Here is a 22,672-nt window from a genome sequence, read left to right as displayed (position 1 = left end):
GTCTCCCCGAAGCTTCGGGGAGACGCCGCCTTTCTGGATCAGTCTGGCCTGAAGACGCGGAGAAGCAGATCAGAACGGGCCGACGCCCGTCAGTGGGTTGCCGCCGTGGAGGAACCAGTAGGTGGCGATCGCGGTGGCGACGGCGAGCAGGACCACGGCGCCCGAGCCCCAGGCGGGGCGGGTGGCCCAGCCGCGGGCGCGGTCGAAGGACCAGCGGCCGGGGCCGGTGAGGATGATCGCGAGGGACGCGCCGACCAGGATGGAGTCGAGCTCGACGCCGGTGGGGGTCGAGGCGTTGTACTGGAAGCCGGGGACCAAGCCCTGCTTGAACATCCACGCGTTCAGGATCGTGGCGAGCACGGCGCCCGCGGCGAGCGGGGTGGCCAGGCCGAGGACGAGCAGGATGCCGCCGCCCAATTCGCCGGCGATCACCAGGGCCGTCGACAGCGACGGGTAGTCCCAGCCGCCGCTTTCCATCATGGTCTTGGTGCCGTCGAGGCCGGGGCCGTGGAACCAGCCGGTCAGCTTCTGCAGGCCGTGGTAGATGAAGGTGTAGCCGACCACCAGGCGCAGCACGAACAGGCCGAGGTCGAGGGTGCCGCGGCGGGGTTCCCGGTTGCGGCGCTGCAGGCGCACCGTGCCCGCCGAGGCCGCGGCCGCGGGTGGGATCGAGGCGTAGCCGTAGCCGTCATCGCTCCCGCCCGCCGTGTGGGCCGCGCTCGCGGTGGGCACCTCGTCCTCGCCGGGGTCGAGACCGAGGTCCTCGTCGGTGCGCGGAATATCCTTGTGCAGATCCGGTTTCGGCATCTGTGTCGTCGGCGAATCGTAGGGGCTGGTCACCGGGCGACCCGCCGACGACGCGGCCGGTCCGGTCTGCGACGACCCGTCGGCCTGCGGTGTGTCATTCGACTTCTCGCTCACGGGTGTCACCTTATGACGTGCCGTCGCGGTGTGCCGGTCTTCCCTGGATCAGGCGTGTCAGGCCCGCTCGACTGCCGGTAACGTCTCTGGCATGAGTTCGGTATTCGCGGGCCGCGTGGCAGTCGGGTTGGCACTGGGCACCGTCTTGGTCGCCGGGTGCGCCCGGTTCGACGAGTCGGCGTCGAGCCCGTTCACCACCGAGCCGTCGCTGGGCGGGTCCAACGTGGAGCCGAAGAAGCCACAGGATTCGCCGTCGCAGGTGCCGCGGCCGACCGGCCCGTGTATCGACCCCGATCCGAACGTCATCGCCACCTGCCTGGACTCGGCGGCCGGGCTGATCCCGGTCGGCGACGGCGCGCTGGTGGCCGAGCGGCGCACCGGGCGCATCCTGCAGGTGACCCCGGTCGACGCGAGCACGCCGCAGCCGGCGCCGGTGGAGGTCGCGAGCGTGGCGGTCGACGGTTCCGGTGACGGCGGCATCTCCGACATCGCGCTGTCCCCCACGTTCGGCGAGGACGGGCTGATGTACGCCTACATCACCACCGGCAGCGACAACCGGGTGGTCCGGCTGTCCAGGAACGGCGGCGCGCCCAAGGAGATCCTCACCGGAATCCCCAAAGGCGCCACCGGGAATCGCGGCGCCATCGAATGGGCGACGCCGACCCAGCTGCTGGTGCTCACCGGCGATGCCGGAAACCCCGGCGCGGCAGCAGATCCCGGTTCGCTCGGCGGCAAGGTGCTGCGCCTGGAGTCACCGTCCTCGGGCGCCAACATTCCGCAGGTCGTCGCCGCCGGCATCGGTTCGGCCGGTGACCTGTGCCGCGACGGCAAGGACGGCATGTGGGTCACCGACCGCACCGCCGCCGAGGACCGGCTCCAGCACCTCGGCACCGACGGCACGCTGACCGTCTCCTGGACCTGGCCCGATCGTCCCGGCGTCGGCGGCTGCACCGCCACCGGTGACGGCGTCGCCGTCGCCCTCGGCGAGGGCAAGGCACTGGCCGCGGTCGGCGCCGACCCCAACACCTTCGCCGTCACCACCGCGCCGACCCTGATCGCCCAGGACAAGTACGGCAGGCTCCTGGGCGCCTCGGCCAGCGCCGACGGCAGCGTGTGGGTGACCACGACGAACAAGACCGACGGCGAACCGGGCGAATTCGACGACCGCGTCGTGCGCATCCCACCCCCGCAGGGCGGCGCAGGAGGCCCGGACTAGGAGTACTGGTCTCGCACGTACATGGGTAACTCACCGGGTACGGGCGAAACCAGCCACTTCGCCTCCGTCGGCCGCCGACGGGGCGAAGTGCCGCCTGAGTCTGGCCTAAGTACTCGGAGAGGCGGTCGCTGCGAGGACGAGTTCGCGGACCTTGGCCGCGTCGGCCTGGCCACGGGTGGCCTTCATGACGTCGCCGACGATCTTGCCCGCGGCCTGGACCTTGCCGGAGCGGATCTTCTCGGCGATGTCGGGGTTGGCGGCGAGGGCCTTCTCGACCTCGGCCTGCAGGGCGGTGTCGTCGCTGACCATGCCAAGGCCCTTGGCCTCGACGATCGCGGCGGGCTCGCCCTCGCCCGCGAGGACGAAGTCGACGACCTGCTTGGCGACCTTGTTGTTGACGGTCTTGGCCTCGACCAGCTTGATGACCTCGGCCACCTGAGCGGGGGTGATCGGCAGGTCGGCGAGGGCGACCTCGCGCTCCTTGGCCTTCTCGGTCAGGTAGGCGACCCACCAGGAGCGCGCCTCGTTGGCGGGGGCGCCCGCCTCGACGGTGGCGATGATCAGATCGAGCGCGCCCGCGTTCACCAGGTCGCGCATGACCTCGTCGGACAGACCCCACTCTGCCTGGATGCGCGCGCGGACCAGCCACGGGTACTCGGGGATGGTGGCGCGCAGCTCGTCGACCCAGTCGGCGTCCGGGGCGACCGGCTCGAGGTCCGGCTCGGGGAAGTAGCGGTAGTCCTCGGCGGTCTCCTTGCGGCGGCCCGCGGAGGTCGACCCGTCGGCCTCGTTGAAGTGGCGGGTCTCCTGGACGATCTCGCCGCCGTCGGTGAGCACGGCGGCCTGGCGGCGCATCTCGTAGCGCACCGCGACCTCGACGCTCTTGAGCGAGTTCACGTTCTTGGTCTCGGTGCGGGTACCGAATTCCTTGGCGCCCACCGGCATCAGCGAGACGTTGGCGTCGCAGCGCAGCGAGCCCTGCTCCATCTTCACGTCGGAGACGTGCAGCGAGCGCAGCACCTCGCGCAGCGCGGTGACATAGGCGCGGGCCACCTCGGGCGCGCGCTCACCGGCGCCGGTGATCGGCTTGGTGACGATCTCGATCAGCGGCACGCCCGCCCGGTTGAAGTCGAGCAGCGAGTGGCTGGCGCCGTGGATACGACCGGTCGCGCCGCCGACGTGCAGCGACTTGCCGGTGTCCTCCTCCATGTGCGCGCGCTCGATCGCCACCCGGAAGGTGGAGCCGTCGTCGAGGACGACGTCGAGGTAGCCCTCGGTCGCGATCGGCTCGTCGTACTGGCTGATCTGGTAGTTCTTCGGCTGATCGGGGTAGAAGTAGTTCTTGCGCGCGAACCGGCCCCACGGGGTGATCGAACAGTTCAGCGCGAGACCGATCCGGATGGCCGACTCGACGGCCTTCTCGTTGACCACGGGCAGCGAGCCGGGGAGGCCGAGGCACACCGGGCACACCTGGGTATTGGGTTCGGCGCCGAACTCGGTGGGGCAACCGCAGAACATCTTGGTCGCCGTGGACAACTCGACGTGGACCTCCATGCCGAGCACCGGCTCGTACCGGGAGATGACATCGGCGTAATCCATCAACTCGACCGTGGGTGCGCTCATGGCGACCAGTCTATGTAAGCCCTAACGGGGCGGGATGTGCTGGGTGAGCCAGTCGGTGACGTAGGTCAGCACGGCCGGGTCGATGGTGGTCTCGATGGTGGCGTATTCGCTGGGTTTGCCGGTCTCGGTGGGCTGCATCAGGTGGTTGAGGCCGGGAAAGGTGTACACGGTCGCGTCCGGGTCGCCCGCCAGGTTGGCCCGCATCGGCGCTTCGTTCTGGGACACCAGGACCTGCTGGTCCTTGTCGCCGAAGAAGGCGAGCACGGGGATCCGCAGCGCTTCCAGTGCCGGTTTCGGGTCGTAGGTGAGGAACGAGGTCATGTACGGGGTGTTGAAGGAATCGATGGCCTCCTGCGACGCGCGTTCCTCGGCGGGCAGCGAATCGTTGTGTTGCTGGGCGAAGGCCTTGGCGCCGTCGATGTCGCCGGAGCGCAGCAGCGCCGACCACTGGGTGAGGTAGTCGACCTGCTCGTCGATCTTGTCCTGCGGTTCGCCCGCCGCGGCCAGGATGACCTTGTTCTGCTCGATCAGCACATCGGCGCCGACCACCGAGGGACCGGCCATGAGCACCGCGAACGCGACGTTGCTGTCGGGCCGGGCGGCGACCAGCGGGGCGAGGTAGCCACCCTCGCTGTGCCCGAACAGCCCGACCTTCGCCGGGTCGATCTCGGGGCGTTCGCGCAGGAACGCGACACCGGCGGCCGCGTCGCCGGCGAGGTCGGCATAGGTGGCATCGTCGAGTTTTCCGCTGGTGCCGCCGACGCCGCGGTCGTCGGTGCGCAGCACGGCGTAGCCGGCGCGGGTGAAGGTGTCGGCCAGCAGCAGGAACGGGCGGTGGCCCATCAGGTCTTCGTTGCGGTCCTGCGGGCCGCTGCCGGTGATCAGCAGCATCGCCGGGAACGGGCCGGTGCCTTCGGGTTCGGTGAGGGTGCCCGCGATGGTGATGTCACCGTTGCGGTAGGTGACGTCCTCACTGCGATACGGGTACGGCGGTTTCGGGTCCTGCGGCCTGGTGAGATTCTCGACCTGGCCGCGGCGCAGCACCAGCGGCGTCGTCTGGCCGGACTGCACCCAGTCACCGGTGATCTGCTCGCCGTCGAGTTTGCCGCGGAACCCGGGGTCGCCCGGCACGTCGGGAATCGTGAACTCGACCCGATCGGGTTCGGTGCGCACATCTTTCAACGGCGCGGCCCGCACACCCTGCACCGGGATGTCGATGGTGGCCGAATCGTTCTCGGCGAAGGTCACCCCGATCGAAATCGGCTGACCGGGCACCTCGATGTCACCGTGCCATGGCCCCTGGATCGCGGGCCCCGCTTCCTCGTCCGAGGAACAGCCCGTCACCAGCGCGGCGACGACGAACAGAACCGAAACGATCACTCGACCGGTGCGCATACGGAAACGGTACCGACGCGCACCGAAAAGTCGAGGACGCAGCGCTCAGCCGAAGAAGGCTTGTGCCTCGCTGAGCCGCTCGGCGGGAACCCGCTTGAGCTGCTTGGTGGCTTCCGACAGCGGCACGAGCCCGATGTTCGTGCCGTGCAGGGCGACCATCTGCCCGAAGTGACCCGCGTGCACCGCCTCCGCCGCGTGCACGCCGAACCGGGTCGCCAGGATGCGGTCGTACGGTGTCGGGCTGCCGCCGCGCTGCACGTGGCCGAGCACGGTGGTGCGGACTTCCTTGCCGATCCGGCGTTCGATCTCCGAACCCAGCTGCTGGGCGACACCGGTGAACCGCTCGTGGCCGAACTCGTCGATCCCGCCCTCCCGCAGCGCGAAGCCGGAATCGGGTGCGGGATGCGCGCCTTCGGCGACCACGCAGATGAAGTGCTTGTCGCCGCGCTGGAAGCGGCTCTTGATCAGCGCGCACACCTGCGCCACGTCGAACGGCTCCTCGGGCACCAGGGTCAGGTGCGCACCCGCGGCGATGCCGGAGTTCAGCGCGATCCAGCCCGCGTGGCGGCCCATCACCTCGACCAGCATCACCCGCTGATGGGATTCGGCGGTGGTGTGCAGACGGTCGATGGCCTCGGTGGCGATCGAGAGGGCGGTGTCGTGGCCGAACGTGACGTCGGTGCAGTCGATGTCGTTGTCGATGGTCTTGGGCACGCCGACCACCGGAACGCCCTCGTCGGCGAGCCAGCTCGCCGCGGTCAGCGTGCCCTCGCCGCCGATCGGGATCAATGCTTCGATGCCGTTGTCGTCGAGGGTCTGCTTGATCCGGCCGAGCCCGGCGAGCAGCATGTCGGGATTGGTGCGCGCGGTGCCGAGCATGGTGCCGCCCTTGGTGAGCAGCCGGTCGGTGCGATCGTCGTTGAGGATGCGGATCTTGCGGTCTTCTAGCAGGCCGCGCCAGCCGTCCTCGAACCCGACGATCGCGTCGCCGTAGCGGCCGTTCGCGGTGCGGACGACAGCCCGGATCACCGCGTTCAGGCCTGGACAGTCTCCGCCTCCGGTCAAGACTCCGATGCGCATGGCGTTCATCTTGCCGCACCGGGGGCGATCAGGGGCAGTTGCCTCCGGCCATCTCGCCGAGGTGACCCGAGAGCAGGGTCGCCATCTTGTCCAGCATGGTCATTCCGTCGGCGAAGGCGCCCGAATCCGGTTGCGCGGCCAAGGCGATCGCGATCCGGCCCGAGGGCGAATCGATGAGACCGAACTGGCGGACCAGGTATTTGCCCGAGGTGTCCGGACCCCAGCCGCCCTTGAATTCGGCGCTGCCGAACGCGCCGAGACCCCAGCGGTGGCTCGGCACGATCTGCTGCATGAGGCCGACCACGCGCTGGCTCTGCGGCAGGCACGGCAGGTTCGCGGCGAAGCGCACCTGATCGGCCAGCGCCCACTCGGCCTGGCCGTAGATCGAGGCATCGGAGCGGGTGCGCACCGAGGGCACGGTGGTAGTGGTGTCGCCGCCTTCGCGCAACACGTTCCGCACGGACTCGGCCGCCGCGTCGCCCCCGCCGAGCGACTGCCACAGCGTGTCGGCGGCCCCGTTGTCGGAGGCGGTGATGGCGGCGGTCGCGGTCGTGCTGTACGACGCGTTGTTGCGTAGCGCGGCGATCGCCAACGGCACCTTGATGGTCGACCAGGCCGGACCCGAGGTCCAGGTGCCGAAGGTGACCATCTTCTCGCCGCCGACCGGCATGATCGCCAGTCCGAGGGTCCCGCGGAAGCCCTGCTGGAGCGCGGCGAAGTCGCCGGCCAGGCTACCGGGTACCGCGATCGAGAAGTTGCCCGCGCCCGCGCCGGGATCCACCGCGGCGGCGGTCGTGGTCGTGCGCTGCGCGGTCGAGGACTTCGGCTCGTCACCGCAGCCGGCCACGAACAGGACGACGGCCCCGAGCAGCGCGGCGAGCGCCGCTGGGACAGGACGTCGGTCTTTCGTCATCATGTAAAACATCTTCGTTTCTAAACTCCCCCCGGGCTTCGGTGCCGGGGTAGCAGTTCCGACACCGTACTGGGCAGTATGGCCGAACGCACACTTCGACCGCGAAACGCTCAGGTCAGACGGTGTTCACCGGTGTAGATATTCATCGTGTCGCCCCGCAGGAACCCCACCAGCGTCAGATCCGACTCGGCGGCCAGATCGACGGCGAGCGAACTCGGCGCCGACACCGCGGCCAGGATCGGGATGCCCGCCATCACCGCCTTCTGGACGAGTTCGAAGGACGCGCGACTGCTGACGACGAGGATCAGCTCGTGCGCCGGAATCCGGTTCTCGCGCACCGCCCAGCCGATCACCTTGTCGACGGCGTTGTGCCTGCCGATGTCCTCGCGCAGCGCGAGCAGGGTGCCGTCGGCGGTGAACAGGCCCGCCGCGTGCAGGCCGCCGGTGGCCTCGAAGAGCTTCTGCCCGGCGCGCAGCTGTTTCGGCAGCCCGCCCAGGGTGTCGGTGGCGACGATCGCGGTGTCGTGCGGGATCGGATAGCGGGTGCGGGTGCGCACCTCGTCGAGCGCGGACTTGCCGCAGAGCCCGCACGCGCCGGTGGTGAGGAAGTTGCGGGTGTGCAGCGGGACCGGCGTGCGCAGGCGGATGTCGAGGACGTTGTAGGTGTTGCGCCCTTCGCTGTCGGTGCCCGCGCAGTAGCGCGCGGTGACGACGTCGTCGGCCGAGCCGATGACGTCCTCGCCGAAGAGGAATCCGTGGACCAGGTCGATGTCGTTGCCCGGGGTGCGCATGGTGACGGTGAGCGACTGCCCGTCGACGCGGATCTCGAGCGGTTCCTCCACCGCGAGGGTGTCGGGCCGCTGGATCCGCCCGGCCGGGGACAGCCGGGTCGTCTTGCGCCGTGCGGTGACTCTGCTCATCTAGGTTGCCGATCGGTTCGTTGGCTCCACGGGTCCTCGGCTCAACCGGTCGCGAAGCCGGCGACGAGGTTGATCGTCGTCGCGAGAATGACCGTGCCGAAAGCGTACGACAACCGGCGGTGCCGCAGCACGACGGCTTGCACAGTACCGAACGGTTGCCGGGTCATAGCTGTCTTCGATCGACGGTGGCGAAGTCGGTCTCGCGGGCGGTGCCGGTGAGCGCGGTGGTGAGCACCGAGGCGGGTTCGGCGGCCGTGGTGACCAGCGCGATGTGCGCGGTGACGACCGGGTCGACGAGGTCGAACACGCGGACCTCGGCGGTGGGTCCCAGGGTCGACACCCAGGGTCGCGGCACGATACAGGCCCACCGTCCGGTGCGGGCGTGTTCGAGCAGGGTCGCCACCGAGTCGCTCTCCAGTTGCGGTGCCGCGACGAGCCCGCGGGTGGCCAGTGCGTCGTCGATGAGCTGGCGGCCGCGCATGCCCTTGGGGAGCAGGCACATCCGCAGGTCCAGCGCCTCGGCCCAGGAGATCGCCGCGGTGCTGCCCGCGAGCAGTTCGCTTCCCGCGACGAGGACGTGACGTTCCTGGTAGAGCGGGGTGCTGGTGAGTCCGTCGGTGTCGACGCCGTCGGCGTAGATGATCCCGGCGTCGAGCTCGAATCGGCGGATCCGGTCGACGATGTCGCGCGAGCGCAGACTGGTCTCGACCCGGATGCGCACCAGCGGATGCTCGGTGCAGAACGGGTCGGTCAGCTGGGTGACGGTGGCCGACGCGGCCGGGATCACCCCGATCCGCAGCTCACCGGTGAGACCGGTCCGCAGCGCGTGCACCTCGTGTTCGAGCGCGTCGCGGTCGGCGAGAATCCGCCTGGCCCACAGCACGAGTCGCTCCCCTTCCGGGGTGAGTCCCTCGAACGTGCGCCCGCGCCGGACCAGCGGAACACCCAGCTCGTGTTCGAGTTTGCGGATCGCCTCGGACAGGGCGGGCTGGGAGACATAGCAGGCCGCGGCCGCGCGGGCGAAGTGCCGTTCGCGGGCGAGGGCGACGAAGTACTCGAGTTGACGGAACAGCATGTGCCCCCGCGGTCAGTCGTCCTCGGCGTCGTCGGCTGCCTTGTTGCGTGCCCGCGCGATCTCGAGTGCCCGCTCGGCGGTGGCCTGGTCGGGGTACGGGCCCATCCGGTCGCCGTACCAGCAGGTCTTGCCCTGCTCGGCCTTATGGTGCTTGATGCAGTAGTACCACTGGTCGTCATCAGCCATGCCGCCAGTATGCAACGGTTCACATACCGGCGTCTCGAAGGTCGGCACCGAGTCCGCGGCCGGTTCGCGGATCAGTAGCGCGACAGCGATGCCCACCGCGACACCGATCACCGTGTCGACCGCGCGATCGGTGAGCATGGTGAGCGGATCGGCCGGCTCGGCCAGTTCGGTCATGGCCATGATCAGCGGGGTGAAGAACCCGAGCGCGACCGCGTAGTGGCGGGCCATGAACAACTCGGTCGGATAGAGCAGCGCGATGATCGCCGCCGCGAGCATCCCCGGGCTCGGGCCGGGGATCAGCAGCGGCGCGGTGACCGCGAGACCGATGAAGGTGCCGACGACCCGGTGCAGGCCGCGGGTGATCCGGTCGCGGGAGGTCGCGGCGGCCAGCGGCACCGCGGCGCCCGCCATCGCCCAGTTGGCGTGGCCGACGCCGAGCAACAGCCCGATGCCGCCGGAGATCGAGATCGCCAGCGCGTAGCGGCCCGCCTGGACGAACGAGATCCGGCCGGTCCGGTGCGGCGGGATCGCTTTCCGGAGTACGCAGGAGCCCGACCGGCGCTCCCGGCTGATGGACTCGAACCAGCCGACCGCGACGCACAGCACCGCGGTGCACGCGCAGATCACCAGGGCCAGGAGCGGATCGAGCTGGGCGCCCGCCACCATCGCGATCGCCCCGAGCGCGAAGATCCCGAAGAACGGGCCCTCCGGCCGCAACCCGAGCCGGTCGGTGATCGGCGAGGCGACCGCGGCGAAGGCGGCCACCGCCGCGACCAGTACGGCGGGCGAGGCGTGCAGGCGGGCGAGCAGGATGCCGGCGCCGACGGCGCCGACCAGCATCACCGCGGCCTCGCTCTGGTGGATCAGCCGCTGCCGTGGCGACTCGGCGAAGCCGTACATGCCGGTGAAGGAGCCGAACACGGCATAGATGAGCAGGTCGGTGCGGCCCGCGGCGATCAGCACGAGGCCGGGGATCGCCAGACCGACGAACACCCTGGCGGCGGGGAGGTGATCGATGTCGGTGACGAACCGTCGCATGGGCGGGCGCGCCCGGGTCGCCATGGTGCGCAAAGTGGTTCCTCCGAAGGTCGGTCACGGGGCGATGTCCCCTGAGCCGATGGAGGCATCGTCTACGACCGCCGCGGCACACGTCAAACCGTGCCTACGCAGGTGAAAGGCGGTTCTCGGCACCGTACCGGCGGTGATAAGCGCCGCCTATCGAGTGCTCGGAAGTTGGTCTTGGACGGGTCGGGGCGAGCGGGCGCAGACTCGAACGGTCCCCCGCGACACGCTCGATGTCGGTGCGCCGGAACCAGGCCTACGCCCATCCGTGACCTCGGCGGTAGAGAATCCCAAGCGGGCACCGACAGGCTTCGCACTCTCGTCGAAGGGAACATGTCATGGCTGACGGTCCGTTCACCGCGTATGACCCCGACAGCGGCCCGAGCGGCAACGGGCATCGCGAGGCGGTGCCGAAGGTCAAGCCGTACCACCATCCCGCCGCCGGCTGGGGCGCCGCGATCGCCGTCGGCAAGTTCATGGTCTTGAAGGAGCACGAGCCGCTCATCGGGACCAAGGCCATCCTCAAGATGAACCACGCCTCGCACGGCTTCGATTGCCCCGGGTGTGCCTGGCCCGACGCGACCGACGGTCTGCTGCTCGATGTCTGCGAGAACGGCATCAAGCACGTCACCTGGGAGATGACGCACAAGCGCTGCACCCCGGAGTTCTTCGCCGAGCACACCGTCAGCGAGCTGGCCACCTGGAGCGACTACGACCTGGAAGACCAGGGCAGGCTCACCCACCCGATGGTCTACGACGCCGAGACCGACCACTACGTGCCGATCAGCTGGCCCGATGCGTTCGAGATGGTGGGCAAGGCGTTGCGTGAGCTGCCCGATCCGAACCTGGCCTCCTTCTACACCTCCGGCAGGCTGGGCAACGAGGCCACGTTCCTCTACCAGCTGATGGTGCGCGAACTCGGCACCAACAACCTGCCCGACTGTTCCAACATGTGCCATGAGGCGAGCGGCCGCGCCCTGCAGGCCTCGCTCGGTACGGGCAAGGGCACCTGCGACATCGAGGACTGGGACAAGGCCGACGCGCTGTTCGTGATGGGCATCAACGCCGCGTCCAACGCGCCGCGCATGCTCACTGCGCTGGCCGAAGCGCACAAGCGCGGCGCCCAGATCGTGCACGTCAACCCGCTGATCGAGGCGGGCTCGCGCAACACGATCATCCCGCACGACTTCGCCGCGATGGCCACCTTTCACCCCACCAAGACCAGCACCATGACCATGCAGGTGCGCATCGGCGGTGACTTCGCGCTGATGCGGGGCATCGCCAAACATGTTCTGGAAGAAGCGGAAACGGACCCGAAGGCGCTCGATCACGAATTCATCGAGCGCTACACCGACGGCTTCGACGACTACGTGCGCGAGGTCAAGGACACCACCTGGGCCGAGATCCAGCGGCAATCGGGCTTGAGCGAGAACGAGATCCGCAAAGCGGCGGGTATCTACTGCGACTCCGACCGCACCGTCGTCAGCTGGTGCCTCGGCATCACCCAGCACGAGCACGGCGTCGACACGATCCGCGAGATCGTGAATGTTCTTCTCCTGCGCGGCAATCTGGGCCGCGAGGGCGCGGGCCCGTCACCGGTGCGCGGCCACAGCAATGTGCAGGGCAATCGCACCTGCGGCATCGCCAACAACCCGACCACGGAGTTCCTCGACCGGCTGGCGCAGGTGTGCAAGATCGACGTGCCGCGCGCGAACGGCTACGACGTGGTGTCAACGATCCAGGCGATGCACGCGGGCAAACTCGAGTTCTTCCTCGGCATGGGCGGCAATTTCGTCGCCGCCGCCCCCGACAGCGCCTACACCTTCGCGGCGTTCCGGAAGTGCGGCTTCACGGTCAATGTCAGCACCAAGCTGAACCGCAGCCACGTCATCCACGGCAAACGCGCGCTGATCCTGCCGTGCATCGGCCGCACCGAGCGCGATATCCAGCGCAGCGGCCCGCAGATCACGTCGATGGAGAACGGCATGGCCGTGGTGCACATGTCACGTGGCATGAAGAAGCCCGCGTCGCCGCATCTGCTCTCGGAGCCGGCGATCCTGGCAGGCATCGCGAAAGCCGCACTGCCCGAGACGAAGACGCCGTGGGAGTACTACATCGAGGACTACGACCGCATCCGCGACACCATGTCGAAGGTGCTGCCCGGCTTCGAGGACTACAACCGCCGGGTCCGGCTGCCGCTGGGTTTCCGCATCCGCCAGCCCGCCCGCGAGCTGATCTTCCTGACCCCGTCGGGCAAAGCGGAGTTCTCGACGGTGACGCTGCCGGACACCGTCAATCCGCCCGGTGTGCTCACGCTGGCCACCCAGCGCTCGCACGACCAGTGGAACACCAGCATCTACTCCGACAGCGACCGCTACCGGGGCGTGCAGCACCTGCGCACGCTGATCTTCATGAACGAACACGATATGCGCGAGCGCGGGCTGAAGGAGTTCGACGAGGTCGACATCACCAGCACCGCCCGCGACGGGTCGACCCGCTCGCTGCACCGGTACAAGGTCGTCCCCTACGACATTCCGCCGGGCTGCGCGGCCGGGTACATGCCGGAGATGAATGTGCTGTGCGCGATCGGCGATTTCAGTACCGAGAGCGATCAGCCGCTGATGAAGAGCGTGAAAGTCACTGTCACACCGTCGAGTTGAACCGCCGAGGAGAGCATTGTGAACGTGCACACGCGAAAGACCACTAGGTAGCGCCGATGTCGTATCTCCTCGCACTGGTCGCCGAAGCCGACGAGGGTTCCCCGGCGGCGCAGCTGGCGGCCGAGACGCAACGGGTCGCGGTCCGCAACAACGTCGACGTGGTGACGCTGGCCGAACTCGACACGCTGCCCGCCTACAGCGCCGACCTCGACACCGAGGACGGGCGGCCGTTGATCGCCAACCAGCTGCGCCGCTCGACGCTGGAAGCCGACGGTGTGCTGCTGTTCGCCGACGAGGGCACGGAGGTGTCGACGCTGGCCGAGAGCGTGCTCGCCTGGCTGGCGCATTCCGGGTCGGGACCGGCGCCGACGGTCGAAGGCAAGCCGGTCGCGGTGATCACGGCCGGGCCCGGTGAGGTCGTCAACCAGAACATGGCGGATCGGTTGCGCAAGGCGGGCGCCGAGGTGGTGGCCGACGGCGTCTCGATCACCGGCTCGTGGAGCGATCCGGCCACGATCACCCGGCTGGGTGACACTGTGGTCGCCGTGGCGTCCGCGGGCTGAGCCCGAAGTCCCGGCCGCGGTCTCGTTCGAGGCCGCGGCCGGGTCGTGTCAGTAGACGTACACCACCGCGTTCTCGCCACCGGTGCAGGTGACGAGCTTGCCCTCCGGCACGCAGTTCATCGTGTAGGTGCGACCGGTCACCGGGCTCGCCGCCACCACCGACCGGGGGCCGGTGCCCGAGCCACCGCTCGCGTAGGCGGCTCTGACCGCTTCGGCGAAGCCACAGCTGGTCACCGTGCTGCCCACCGCTGCTTTGCCGAAAGCCCCACTGGCGCTGCCGGATTCACAGGGCTGCGCACCGGCGGGCAGAGTGACCGGGCCCGCCGAGGTGGTCGGGGCCGCGGTGGTCGCGCGGGGCGCCGTGGTGGCTACCGCGCCACCGGCACCACCGACAGGGGCGGCCGAGCTCGGCGCGGCGCTCGTGGTCTGCGCCGAGTCCGCGGCCGACATCAGCCGCCAGCCGATCGCGCCACCGATGGCCAGCACCACGACGGCGAGGACACCGACGAGTACCGGCAGCAGCACGGAGCGCTCGCGGCGCGAATCCTGGTGCTGCCAGGACGGTTCCGGAGCGTAGCCGGGATCGTAGGGGTCGGCCCCGTAGGCCGGATCACGGTAGGCGTGGTCGCCGTAGGCCTGGTTCGGATCGTCGTACTGCTGCGCATAGGCATCCTGCGCGGGGCCGGTGTACTGCCTGGTCGGATCGTCCAGCGGTGCCTGGTGCGCGGGGAACGGCGCGGCGCCACCCCGATACTGCCGAGTCGCCTGTGCCCGCTGCGGATCCACGTCGTCGTATTGCTCGGTCGAGGCTGCGAATCGGTCGGCGCCGGGCGGCGTGCCCTGATAGTGCTGGGTCGGCGCCGACCGCTGCGCATCGATACCCGCCGGGTCGTATTGCTCGGTCGCAGGCGCGAATTCGTCCCCACCACCGAAGTGCCGCGTCGCGGCCGACCGCATCGCATCGACGGCCGCCGGGTCGTACTGCTCGGTGGGCGGCGCGAAGTCACCCTCCGGCGCACCGAAGTGCCGCGTCGCCGCGAATCGCTGCGGGTCGTCGGCCGGCGCCGGGCGTGCGCCGTACTGCTCGGTCGGCGGGGTGAACAGGTCGGCGGGACCGTCGTCGAATCGGTCTGCCGGAGAACCGAATCGGCTGTCCGGTCCGGCGGGGTCCCCGTCGAACTTCTGCGTGGGAGCGAACCGCGGAGCCAGGCTCGCGGACTCGTCATCCAACTTCCCCGCCGGAGAACCGAATCGGGCATCCTGGTGCGCGTCGTCGAACCGCTGCGGGTCGCCGGACTGGGCCGGACGTCCGCTGTACTGCTCGGTCGGCGGGGTGAACAGATCGACGGGACCGTCGTCGAATCGGTCTGCCGGAGAACCGAATCGGGCGTCCTGATTCGAGGTCGGGGCGCCGTACTGCTCGGTGGGGGCGGCGCGTTGCGGGACCGGGCCCGACGGTGCGTCGAGGCGAGGTGGGGCCGGTCTGCCGGTGTCGGAGGGCGGAATGAAGCCGGTGGGCGCGGGGAACGGCGGGGCCGAGGTCGGGATCGGGGCGGAGGATTCGCCGGGGTGGGTGCCGTCGTAGAGGTGTGCGTCGGGGAACGGGCGCATCTTCGGGAGGCCCTGGTCCGGGGTGTAGGCCGGCGGAGGCTCGGGGGCGGCGGGGGCGGCCGTGGCGTCCGCGGGTGGAAGGGGGGTGAAATGGGTGTCGGCGGCGCGGATCTCGGCGGGGCCGGTCGGCTGGATCACCGCGGGGATGGAGATCTCGCCGGTGCCCTCGACCGGGACGCGGTGGAAACCGGTGGTCTCGGCCGGGCCGGGTGCGGCGGCGGGCGGACGGATGATCAGCGTCGGCTGGGCACCGGTCGCGCTCGTCTGGCTGCGCGAGGTCTCGATGCCGCCGGTCGCGGTCACCGCGCCGACTACACGGAACTCACCGGTCGGCGTCGGCGCGGGCTCCGCCGCGTCCTCCCCCGGCGCGCCGGGAACAGCGCGTCCACCGGTCGTCGCCCCAGCGGGCGCGCCACCAGGCACACTGCGTCCACCCGTCGTAGCACCGGCAGGCGCGCCACCGGGCACATTCCGGCCGCCGGTCGTCGCACCCGCAGGCGCGCCCGAAGGCGTTCCACCAGGAACGCTGCGCCCGCCAGTCGTCGCACCCGGCGGCACATTCGGGGCTGCGGCACCTGCAGCGAAGCCGCCGGGCATGTCACGTCCCGGCACTGGACCGGATGGCATCTGACGAGCGCCGGTCGCTGCACCGAACGCCGCGCCCGGAGTACCGGACGCACCATCTCCGGCCGCCGCGCCTGCGGCACCGAATGCGGCACCAGCCGACCCTGCACCGGCGGGACCGAAGGCACCGGAGGGAGCCTGCCCACCGCCGACCTGCCCGTGCCCACCGGGCTGCGGATACCCGGGCGCCCACATCGGCGCACCACCCTGTATCGCCGCGGCCAGCGCCTCCCGCGCCGCCACCGCGAGCGCACCCGTGCTCGGGTACCGATCGGCCGGATCCTTGGCCATGCCGCGCGCGATGACCTCGTCGAGGGTCGCCGGCAGGCCGGGCAGGATCTCGCTGGGGCGCGGCGGGGTCTCCGAGAGGTGCGCGCGGATCAGCACGCTCATGCTGGCCGCGGGGAACGGCGAGGCGCCGGTGAGGCATTCGTGCAGGACGCAGGCCAGCGAGTAGACATCGGCGTGGTGCGAGATCGGGCCGACGTCGAAGCGTTCCGGCGCCATGTAGATGTAGGAGCCCATGGCCATCCCGGCCTGGGTCACCGCGCTGTCGCCCTCGGTGTGGGCGATGCCGAAGTCGGCGAGGTAGGCGAAGTCGGCGGGTGTCACCAGGATGTTGGCCGGCTTCACGTCGCGATGCACCAGACCGCCCGCGTGTGCGGCATCGAGTGCGGCGGCGATCTGCTCGACCACCGCGACCGCGCGATCGGGGCTCATCGGCCCACCGGTACGCAGCACGTTCCGCAGGTCGGTGCCGGGGACCAGGCGCATGTCGATGAACAGCACCCCGTCGATCACGCCCCAGTCGTGAATCGGGATGACATGCGGTTCGGCGAGCTTGGCCGCCGCCTGGGACTCCCGGCGGAACCGGACCTGATAGGCCGGGTCCTGCGCGAGTTCTTCCGCCAGCAACTTCAGGGCGACCACTCGGTCCTTGCCGGTGTCGTAGGCCTCGTAGACCTCGCCCATCCCGCCTTTGCCCAGCATCGACCGCAACTCGTACGGACCGAACCTGCTCCCCGTCCGTGACCCAGGTGCCTGCACCAGCGTCCGCCTCCCACTTCTCGCATGCCCGAAGACCTGCTCGTCAGAAGGAGGATTCTCCCGGTGCCACCACGCCGTGGTCAAACGCGAACACGATCGCGGCGGCTCGATCACGCAGGTCCAGCTTGCCGAATATATGCCCTACGTGGCTTTTCACGGTGACTTCCGAGATACCGAGTTCGGCGGCGATCTCGCTGTTGACCCGGCCTCGCCCGATCAATTCGAGCACTTCGTACTCGCGTGCGGTGAGTTCGCCGAGCCGGCTGTCGGTGCGGGTCCCGGCCGGTTTGACGGTCCGGTAGGCGGTGAGCACCCGCCCGGTCACCGACGGGTCGAGCCAGGCGCCGCCCGCGGCCACCGTGCGCACCGCGCGGATCAGGTCCTCGGCGGGTGAGTCCTTGAGCAGGAACCCCGCCGCGCCAGCGCGCAGAGCACCCGAGAGAAGCTGGTCGTCGTCGAAGGTGGTGAGGACGAGGACCGGCGGAGCGTCGGGGCGAGCGCGCAGCAACCGTGTCGCATCGATACCGCCCACCCGCTTCATCCGCAGGTCCATCAGCACCACGTCGGGACGGTCGGCGGCGACGGCGGCCACCACCTCGTCACCGTCGGCGCATTCGCTGACGGTGAAGCCGTCGCGGCGGCGCAGGATCCGGCGCAGCCCGCCGCGGACGAGTTCCTGATCGTCCACGACGAGCACCGACACCGGGTTCTCGATCGGCGCGGCGGCCGTCACATGTCCTCCTGGGGTTTGGTTCTGAGCATGCCGGGCAGCATGGCCGTGATCGTCGAGCACGCGCCGGACTTGAGCGGGAACCTCGCGCGCACCGTCCATCCGTTGTCGGCGGCGCCCGCGGTGATCGACCCGCCGAGCAGTTCGGTGCGCTTGCGCATGCCGCGCAGACCCATGCCGACGTCGTGCCGCGGGGGCGGGCCGAGCGGCAGCGGATTGGTCACCACCAGCGTGGCCGCCTCGGTGCTGACATCGAGCCGCACCGTCGCGGCGTTGCCCGGCGAGTGCTTGGCGACATTGGCCAGCGATTCCTGCCCGATCCGGTACAGCGCGTGCCCGACGGTGCCAGCCACGACGGCCAGGTCGCCGGTGCGGGCGTAGTCGACGATGAGCCCCGCGCGCCGAAAGTCGCCGACGAGTTCGTCGATATCGGCGGCGCTGGGCTCGGGCGCCAGCAGCGCGGGACTGGTGTCGAGCATGCCGACGGTGCGGCGGATGTCGGCCATCGCCTGCCTGCCGAGGCGCTCGGCGTCGACCAGCGCCTCCACCGCCTCGGTGACGTCGTCGTCGGTCTGCAGCGCGCGCCGGGCCGCGGTCAGGTGCAGCAGGGTGATCGACAGCGAGTGCGCGATCACGTCGTGCACCTCGCGCGCGATTCGGCGCCGTTCCTCGTCGGCGGCCTGACCGGCACGAATGGCCTGGTTCTCGCGCTCCTGATACAGGAAACGGCGCTGGTACTGCAGCATCACCCCGCAGAAGACGCCGAGCATGATGCCCATGACATACATCGGCAGCCCCTGCAACCGCTGTCCCTCATTGCCCCACTGCACGTGGCCCGCGAGGTCGAAGGCGACCAGCTCGAGGATCGCGAGCAGCGCGAACCCGATGGTGAGCCCGCGTGACGCGACCGCGGCCACCTCACCGGCGACGATCACCAGCACGAACGGCGCGAAATCGGCGTTGACCGGCTGCAGCAGGAACAGTGCGCACGACAGCAGCGCCGACCCCTTCAACAGCAGCGGGTGCGGCTTCACCCCGAAGATCGCGAACAGCGGGATCGGCAGGAAGGCGGTGGCCATCGCGATCAGCGGCAGCGGACTCGGGAAGTAGGAATGCCGCTGGATCACGGCCGCACCGGTGATCACCAGCAGGGCCAGGTCGGCGCCGATGATCACCGCCGGGGGGTAGTCGTAAGGCAACGACTCGATGCGCTCGCGCACGGTATGGAGCAGCCGACGCACCCCCGCCCGCGGCCGGTCCGCGAGCCGCCGCCAGCGGCTCGTCCGGCCCGCCATACTCGCGGGGATGGCGTGACTCACCTCCATGGGGTAAGGCTAGCCGCCGTGCCCTCGGCCCGTCATCGTCCCGCGAACGGTGCCCCTCTCCTACCCGGGTAGGAGAAGAAGTCGGGTCCCCGGCACGACGATTCGGGTGACGCGCGTCCGTAGCGTTTGGGTCATCGCTCACGGAAGGTGAAGCCCATGACCTGGACCGATCAGCATCAGCGCACTGCTATCGTGCAGACCGTGCTCGCCAGGGCAGCGATCGACCCGAACGACCCAGGCCTGTTCGCCGGCCTCCCCGGGATCGACCGGCTCTTCGGCGGGATCGACGGCTTGCTGCACGCCCTGTCCTACCGCTGGAACAATCATTTTCGCGCCAAACTCGAACAGGCCGAGCTCGAAGGACATACGGCCGTCGAGGCTTATCTGGAACTTGCGGCCGAACAGCCCGCGCTGCGTGCACTTCTCGACGCGCGAGCGGCGACCGTGCAGACTACGCGTACCCGCGCCTTCGCGCGCTGAATTCCCGTCCAACCAAAAACCCATGGGGGACATGACATGCCGGACAACGATTCGCCGATGCTCGAGCTGACGCGGGTGGTCAAGCAGTACCGCGTCGGCGAACAGCAGGTCCGCGCGCTCGACGAGGTGAGCATGCGGATCGAGGCAGGCCAGTTCACCTCGATCATCGGGCCTTCCGGCTCGGGCAAGAGCACCCTGCTGCACCTGCTCGGCGCACTGGACCGGCCCGACGAGGGTTCGATTCGCTTCCGCGGCACCGAGATCGGCGATCTCGACGAAGACGCCCAGGCCGCGTTCCGTTTGCAGCAGGTCGGTTTCGTCTTCCAGTTCTTCAACCTGCTGCCCACGCTGTCGGCGTGGGAGAACGTGGCGGTGCCGAAACTGCTGGACGGCACCGGATTACGCAAAGCCAAGCCGCGAGCGCTGGAACTGCTCGATCTGGTCGGCCTCGGTGACCGGGCACAGCACCGGCCCGCGGAACTGTCCGGCGGGCAGATGCAGCGCGTCGCGGTGGCGCGCGCGCTGATCATGGACCCGCCGCTGATCCTGGCCGACGAACCCACCGGCAACCTCGACTCCAAGACCGGTGCGTCGATCCTGTCCCTGCTGGGAGACATCACCGCACAGGGGAATTCGGTCGTGATGGTGACCCACGACATGGGCGCGATCGCCTACTGCGACCGGGTGATCACGCTGCACGACGGGCGCATCGACGCCGACGACCTGGTGGCGGAGCGGGTGGACGCATGATCGCGGCCATGTGGGATCGGTTGCGGCTGTTCAATATCGGTGAACTGATCCGCCATCCCGGCCGCACGATCATGTCGACGGCGGTGATGGCGGTTTCGGCCGCGCTGCTGGTCGCCGTGCTGAGTATCTCCGGATCGGTCACGGGGTCGGTCGACCGGCTCACCCAGGGCCTGGCGGGCGACGCCGTCCTCGAGATCACCGGCATCACCGACGCCGGTTTCGAACAGTCGTTGCTGACCCAGGTCGCCGCGACACCCGGTGTCGCCAAGGCGGTTCCGATGCTGCGCAGCACGCTCGGCGCAGGCCCCGACCGGGCCATGCTGGTCGGCGCCGACCAGAATATCGCCGCGCTCGGCAGCGACCTGGCCGAACCGATGTCGCAGCACACCACCAAGCTGCTCACCACGCCGAGGGGCGTGCTGGTCGGCGCGGCGATGGGCTACCAGGTCGGCGACAGCATCCCCATCGGGTGGGGTACCGCGACCGTCGCGGGCATCCTCGACGACGAGGCGACCAACCGGCTCAACGGCGGTCACCTGGTCGCGGCGCCGCTGCCGCTGGCCCAGCTGCTCACCGACCGGGTCGACAAGCTGGACTCGGTGCAGATCCTGCCCACCCCGGGCACCGACGTGACCGCCCTGCGGGCCGCGCTGACCACCGTGGTCGACGGGCGCGCGGTGGTCGCCGAACCCAGTCTGCGGACCGCGCAGGCGGGCGGTGCCATCCAGATCATGCGCTATTCCACGTTGATGTCCTCGGCGGCGGCGCTGATGGTGTCGGCGTTCCTGATCTACAACGCGATGAGCATGGCGGTGACGCAGCGCAGGCCGACGCTGTCGCTGCTGCGCGCGATCGGCGGACAGCGTGGTCCGATGGTGCGCGATCTGCTCGTCGAAGCGGCGTTGCTCGGGCTGATCGGCGGTGTCATCGGGTCGGCGATCGGTGCGATGATGGGCCGGGTCGCGATCGGGCGCCTGCCCGCGGCGATCGTGCAGTCGGTGGAGGCTCGGACCGAGTTCATGGTGCCGGATTACGCTGTGCCCGTGGCGATCGCGGCGTGCGTGGTGGCTACGGTGCTGGCGGCGGCGATCGCGGCGCGGCAGGTGTACAAGGTCGCACCGGTCGAGGCGCTCGCGCCGGTGGAGGCCGGTCACTCGGCCGCCGACAGTGCGGTCCTGCGCTGGGCGGCGCTGGCCGGCGGCATCGGCCTCGTCGGGGCGGCCATCACGCTGGCGTTCCTCGATCTCGGGCGGCTCTCGCTCGCCGCGATCTCGACGTCGTTCGCGGCGGCCGTGCTGCTGTGCTTCGCCGCGACCGGGCCGATCGTGCGCGGCGCCGCCGGGATCGCCCGGTGGTTCGGCGCGCCGGGCGCACTGGGGGCGACGACCTTGGAGCGGGCGCCACGCCGCGTCTGGGCGACGGCGATGACGGTGATGATCGGCGTGGCGGCTGTCGTCGCGCTCGGTGGGGCGTCGGGCAATATGGTCGACTCGGCGACCGAGTCGTTCGAGAGCCTCGGCGACGCGGACCTGTATGTGAGTCCCAGTCCGATGGAACAGTTCCCGACCGGGCCGGTACTGCCGCCGGATGTGGCCGAGCGGGTCGCCGCGGTGCCCGGTGTCGCGCAGGTGGGTCCCGCGCAGATGGCGTTCGCGACCGTCGGCAGCGGACGGGTGATGCTGCAGGGCTATCCGGCTAGCAACGACGATGCCCGGCTCGGCGCGGTCGACAAGGCCGTGATCGAACGGATGGAGCGCGGCGAAGGCGTCGTCGTAACCAGGGACGTGGCGCGGTCGATGCACCTGGCGGTGGGCGACGAGCTCACCATGCCCACCCCGTCCGGTGAGCGCACTGTGCCTGTGTTGCAGGTGATTCCGTACTTCACCGCGGTGTCCGGCGTGGTGATGATGAATCTGGATCAGATGCGCGAGTGGTATCAACGCCCCGGCGAGACGATCCTGTCGGTGCGGTTCGAGCCCGGCGCCGACCAGGAGGCGGTGCGCGCCGCCGTGCGCGCGGCGGTACCGCAGGAGATCCATGTCGACACCGGCGCCAGCATGGTCGAGGCGATCTCGTCGAGCGTGCAGCAGGGTGCGGCGATGAGCAACATGATCCTGTGGATCGTGGTCCTCGTGGCGACGGTGGCGCTGCTCAACACGCTGATGCTGTCGGTGCTCGAGCGGCGCAGGGAACTGGGCGTGCTGCGAGCCATGGGGACCAACCGCAAGTTCCTGCTGCGCTCGGTGCTCGCCGAGGCTGCAGGCATCGGATTCATCGGTGCGGCAATCGGACTCGTGATCGGCGCGGCAGTGCAATACCTGGGCACCGTGGCAATCGGGCACGCGATGACCATCGACATCGTCTACCAGCCGAGTCCGCTGCTGGTCGTCTACGGTGCGGTCGCCCTCGGCCTGGCGCTGCTCGGGTCGATCCCGCCCGCGCTGCGGGCCGCCAGGATGCCGATCGTGGCGGCGCTGGCGGTGGACTGAGA

17 protein-coding genes and 1 pseudogene are annotated in these 22,672 nt (G+C 69.8%); 6 read left to right on the top strand and 12 right to left on the bottom strand.

Features of this window, described 5'->3' with window-relative positions; translation table 11 throughout:
* Positions 1-69: 69 nt before the first annotated feature.
* Positions 70-921, bottom strand: a complete 852-nt coding sequence (locus tag ACWF9G_RS23995; RefSeq protein WP_379310377.1) for a DoxX family protein — start codon at positions 919-921, stop codon at positions 70-72.
* 91 nt (positions 922-1,012) lie between these two features.
* Between ACWF9G_RS23995 and ACWF9G_RS23990 the strand changes: the two genes are divergently transcribed.
* Entirely contained in the window at positions 1,013-2,137 is a 1,125-nt protein-coding gene (locus ACWF9G_RS23990; protein ID WP_452518026.1) for a PQQ-dependent sugar dehydrogenase, read from the top strand.
* 105 nt (positions 2,138-2,242) lie between these two features.
* Here the strand turns inward: ACWF9G_RS23990 and gatB are convergent, their stop codons facing one another.
* From gatB to ACWF9G_RS23950, 8 genes and pseudogenes are all read right to left on the bottom strand, one after another.
* Complete coding sequence (gene gatB, locus ACWF9G_RS23985) at positions 2,243-3,760, bottom strand: Asp-tRNA(Asn)/Glu-tRNA(Gln) amidotransferase subunit GatB (RefSeq protein ID WP_452518025.1); 1,518 nt, start codon at positions 3,758-3,760, stop codon at positions 2,243-2,245.
* Positions 3,761-3,781: 21 nt separating this feature from the next.
* The gene (locus ACWF9G_RS23980) at positions 3,782-5,155 is read right to left on the bottom strand and encodes an alpha/beta hydrolase family protein (protein WP_452518024.1); all 1,374 of its coding nucleotides are present in this window, start codon (positions 5,153-5,155) and stop codon (positions 3,782-3,784) included.
* Positions 5,156-5,200: 45 nt separating this feature from the next.
* Complete coding sequence (locus tag ACWF9G_RS23975) at positions 5,201-6,235, bottom strand: ATP-dependent 6-phosphofructokinase (RefSeq protein ID WP_379310372.1); 1,035 nt, start codon at positions 6,233-6,235, stop codon at positions 5,201-5,203.
* Between the two features lie 28 nt (positions 6,236-6,263).
* Positions 6,264-7,151: a serine hydrolase gene (locus ACWF9G_RS23970; protein WP_379310371.1), complete on the bottom strand. Its 888-nt coding sequence runs from the start codon at positions 7,149-7,151 to the stop codon at positions 6,264-6,266.
* Between the two features lie 107 nt (positions 7,152-7,258).
* Positions 7,259-8,068 carry a formate dehydrogenase accessory sulfurtransferase FdhD gene (fdhD, locus tag ACWF9G_RS23965; protein WP_379310370.1) on the bottom strand — a complete coding sequence of 270 codons (810 nt, stop codon included), beginning with the start codon at positions 8,066-8,068 and terminating at the stop codon, positions 7,259-7,261.
* Positions 8,069-8,109: 41 nt separating this feature from the next.
* Positions 8,110-8,211, bottom strand: a pseudogene (locus ACWF9G_RS23960) (DUF1345 domain-containing protein); the annotation flags it as partial.
* Positions 8,212-8,231: 20 nt separating this feature from the next.
* Entirely contained in the window at positions 8,232-9,143 is a 912-nt protein-coding gene (locus ACWF9G_RS23955; RefSeq protein ID WP_452518021.1) for a LysR family transcriptional regulator, read from the bottom strand.
* A gap of 12 nt (positions 9,144-9,155) precedes the next feature.
* Positions 9,156-10,391 (bottom strand): FUSC family protein, encoded by a 1,236-nt coding sequence (locus ACWF9G_RS23950; RefSeq protein WP_452518019.1) that lies wholly within the window; start codon positions 10,389-10,391, stop codon positions 9,156-9,158.
* Positions 10,392-10,729: 338 nt separating this feature from the next.
* Between ACWF9G_RS23950 and ACWF9G_RS23945 the strand changes: the two genes are divergently transcribed.
* Positions 10,730-13,051: an FdhF/YdeP family oxidoreductase gene (locus ACWF9G_RS23945; protein ID WP_452518018.1), complete on the top strand. Its 2,322-nt coding sequence runs from the start codon at positions 10,730-10,732 to the stop codon at positions 13,049-13,051.
* A gap of 56 nt (positions 13,052-13,107) precedes the next feature.
* Complete coding sequence (locus ACWF9G_RS23940; protein WP_379310366.1) at positions 13,108-13,614, top strand: NADPH-dependent FMN reductase; 507 nt, start codon at positions 13,108-13,110, stop codon at positions 13,612-13,614.
* 48 nt (positions 13,615-13,662) lie between these two features.
* Here ACWF9G_RS23940 and ACWF9G_RS23935 read toward each other — a convergent pair whose 3' ends face one another.
* The 3 genes from ACWF9G_RS23935 to ACWF9G_RS23925 form a co-directional block, all read right to left on the bottom strand.
* The gene (locus ACWF9G_RS23935; RefSeq protein WP_452518016.1) at positions 13,663-16,839 is read right to left on the bottom strand and encodes a protein kinase domain-containing protein; all 3,177 of its coding nucleotides are present in this window, start codon (positions 16,837-16,839) and stop codon (positions 13,663-13,665) included.
* Between the two features lie 100 nt (positions 16,840-16,939).
* Positions 16,940-17,629: a response regulator gene (locus tag ACWF9G_RS23930; RefSeq protein ID WP_189024594.1), complete on the bottom strand. Its 690-nt coding sequence runs from the start codon at positions 17,627-17,629 to the stop codon at positions 16,940-16,942.
* On the bottom strand, positions 17,626-18,951 hold the full coding sequence (locus ACWF9G_RS23925) for a sensor histidine kinase (protein WP_452518014.1): 1,326 nt from the start codon (positions 18,949-18,951) through the stop codon (positions 17,626-17,628). Before ACWF9G_RS23925 ends, ACWF9G_RS23930 begins: the two co-directional genes overlap by 4 nt.
* Before the next feature lie 156 nt (positions 18,952-19,107).
* Between ACWF9G_RS23925 and ACWF9G_RS23920 the strand changes: the two genes are divergently transcribed.
* The 3 genes from ACWF9G_RS23920 to ACWF9G_RS23910 are packed head-to-tail and all read left to right on the top strand — an operon-like array spanning position 19,108 to position 22,670.
* Complete coding sequence (locus ACWF9G_RS23920) at positions 19,108-19,431, top strand: hypothetical protein (RefSeq protein WP_452496519.1); 324 nt, start codon at positions 19,108-19,110, stop codon at positions 19,429-19,431.
* Between the two features lie 36 nt (positions 19,432-19,467).
* The gene (locus tag ACWF9G_RS23915; RefSeq protein ID WP_379310362.1) at positions 19,468-20,181 is read left to right on the top strand and encodes an ABC transporter ATP-binding protein; all 714 of its coding nucleotides are present in this window, start codon (positions 19,468-19,470) and stop codon (positions 20,179-20,181) included.
* Positions 20,178-22,670 carry an FtsX-like permease family protein gene (locus ACWF9G_RS23910; protein ID WP_452518012.1) on the top strand — a complete coding sequence of 831 codons (2,493 nt, stop codon included), beginning with the start codon at positions 20,178-20,180 and terminating at the stop codon, positions 22,668-22,670. The genes ACWF9G_RS23915 and ACWF9G_RS23910 overlap by 4 nt, the downstream gene beginning before the upstream one ends.
* Positions 22,671-22,672 lie beyond the last annotated feature (2 nt).

This window comes from Nocardia sp. NPDC055029, from assembly GCF_053608525.1.
The sequence above is the reverse complement of the archived record's forward strand: the minus strand, read 5'-3'. Positions and strand labels throughout refer to the sequence as shown.

Coding starts and splice junctions, on each gene's coding strand:
- ACWF9G_RS23990 (WP_452518026.1), top strand. CDS start 1,013: ATGAGTTCGGTATTCGCGGGCCGCGTGGCAGTCGGGTTGGCACTGGGC.
- gatB (WP_452518025.1), bottom strand. CDS start 3,760: ATGAGCGCACCCACGGTCGAGTTGATGGATTACGCCGATGTCATCTCC.
- ACWF9G_RS23980 (WP_452518024.1), bottom strand. CDS start 5,155: ATGCGCACCGGTCGAGTGATCGTTTCGGTTCTGTTCGTCGTCGCCGCG.
- ACWF9G_RS23975 (WP_379310372.1), bottom strand. CDS start 6,235: ATGCGCATCGGAGTCTTGACCGGAGGCGGAGACTGTCCAGGCCTGAAC.
- ACWF9G_RS23970 (WP_379310371.1), bottom strand. CDS start 7,151: ATGATGACGAAAGACCGACGTCCTGTCCCAGCGGCGCTCGCCGCGCTG.
- fdhD (WP_379310370.1), bottom strand. CDS start 8,068: ATGAGCAGAGTCACCGCACGGCGCAAGACGACCCGGCTGTCCCCGGCC.
- ACWF9G_RS23955 (WP_452518021.1), bottom strand. CDS start 9,143: ATGCTGTTCCGTCAACTCGAGTACTTCGTCGCCCTCGCCCGCGAACGG.
- ACWF9G_RS23950 (WP_452518019.1), bottom strand. CDS start 10,391: ATGGCGACCCGGGCGCGCCCGCCCATGCGACGGTTCGTCACCGACATC.
- ACWF9G_RS23945 (WP_452518018.1), top strand. CDS start 10,730: ATGGCTGACGGTCCGTTCACCGCGTATGACCCCGACAGCGGCCCGAGC.
- ACWF9G_RS23940 (WP_379310366.1), top strand. CDS start 13,108: ATGTCGTATCTCCTCGCACTGGTCGCCGAAGCCGACGAGGGTTCCCCG.
- ACWF9G_RS23935 (WP_452518016.1), bottom strand. CDS start 16,839: ATGCTGGGCAAAGGCGGGATGGGCGAGGTCTACGAGGCCTACGACACC.
- ACWF9G_RS23925 (WP_452518014.1), bottom strand. CDS start 18,951: ATGGAGGTGAGTCACGCCATCCCCGCGAGTATGGCGGGCCGGACGAGC.
- ACWF9G_RS23920 (WP_452496519.1), top strand. CDS start 19,108: ATGACCTGGACCGATCAGCATCAGCGCACTGCTATCGTGCAGACCGTG.
- ACWF9G_RS23915 (WP_379310362.1), top strand. CDS start 19,468: ATGCCGGACAACGATTCGCCGATGCTCGAGCTGACGCGGGTGGTCAAG.
- ACWF9G_RS23910 (WP_452518012.1), top strand. CDS start 20,178: ATGATCGCGGCCATGTGGGATCGGTTGCGGCTGTTCAATATCGGTGAA.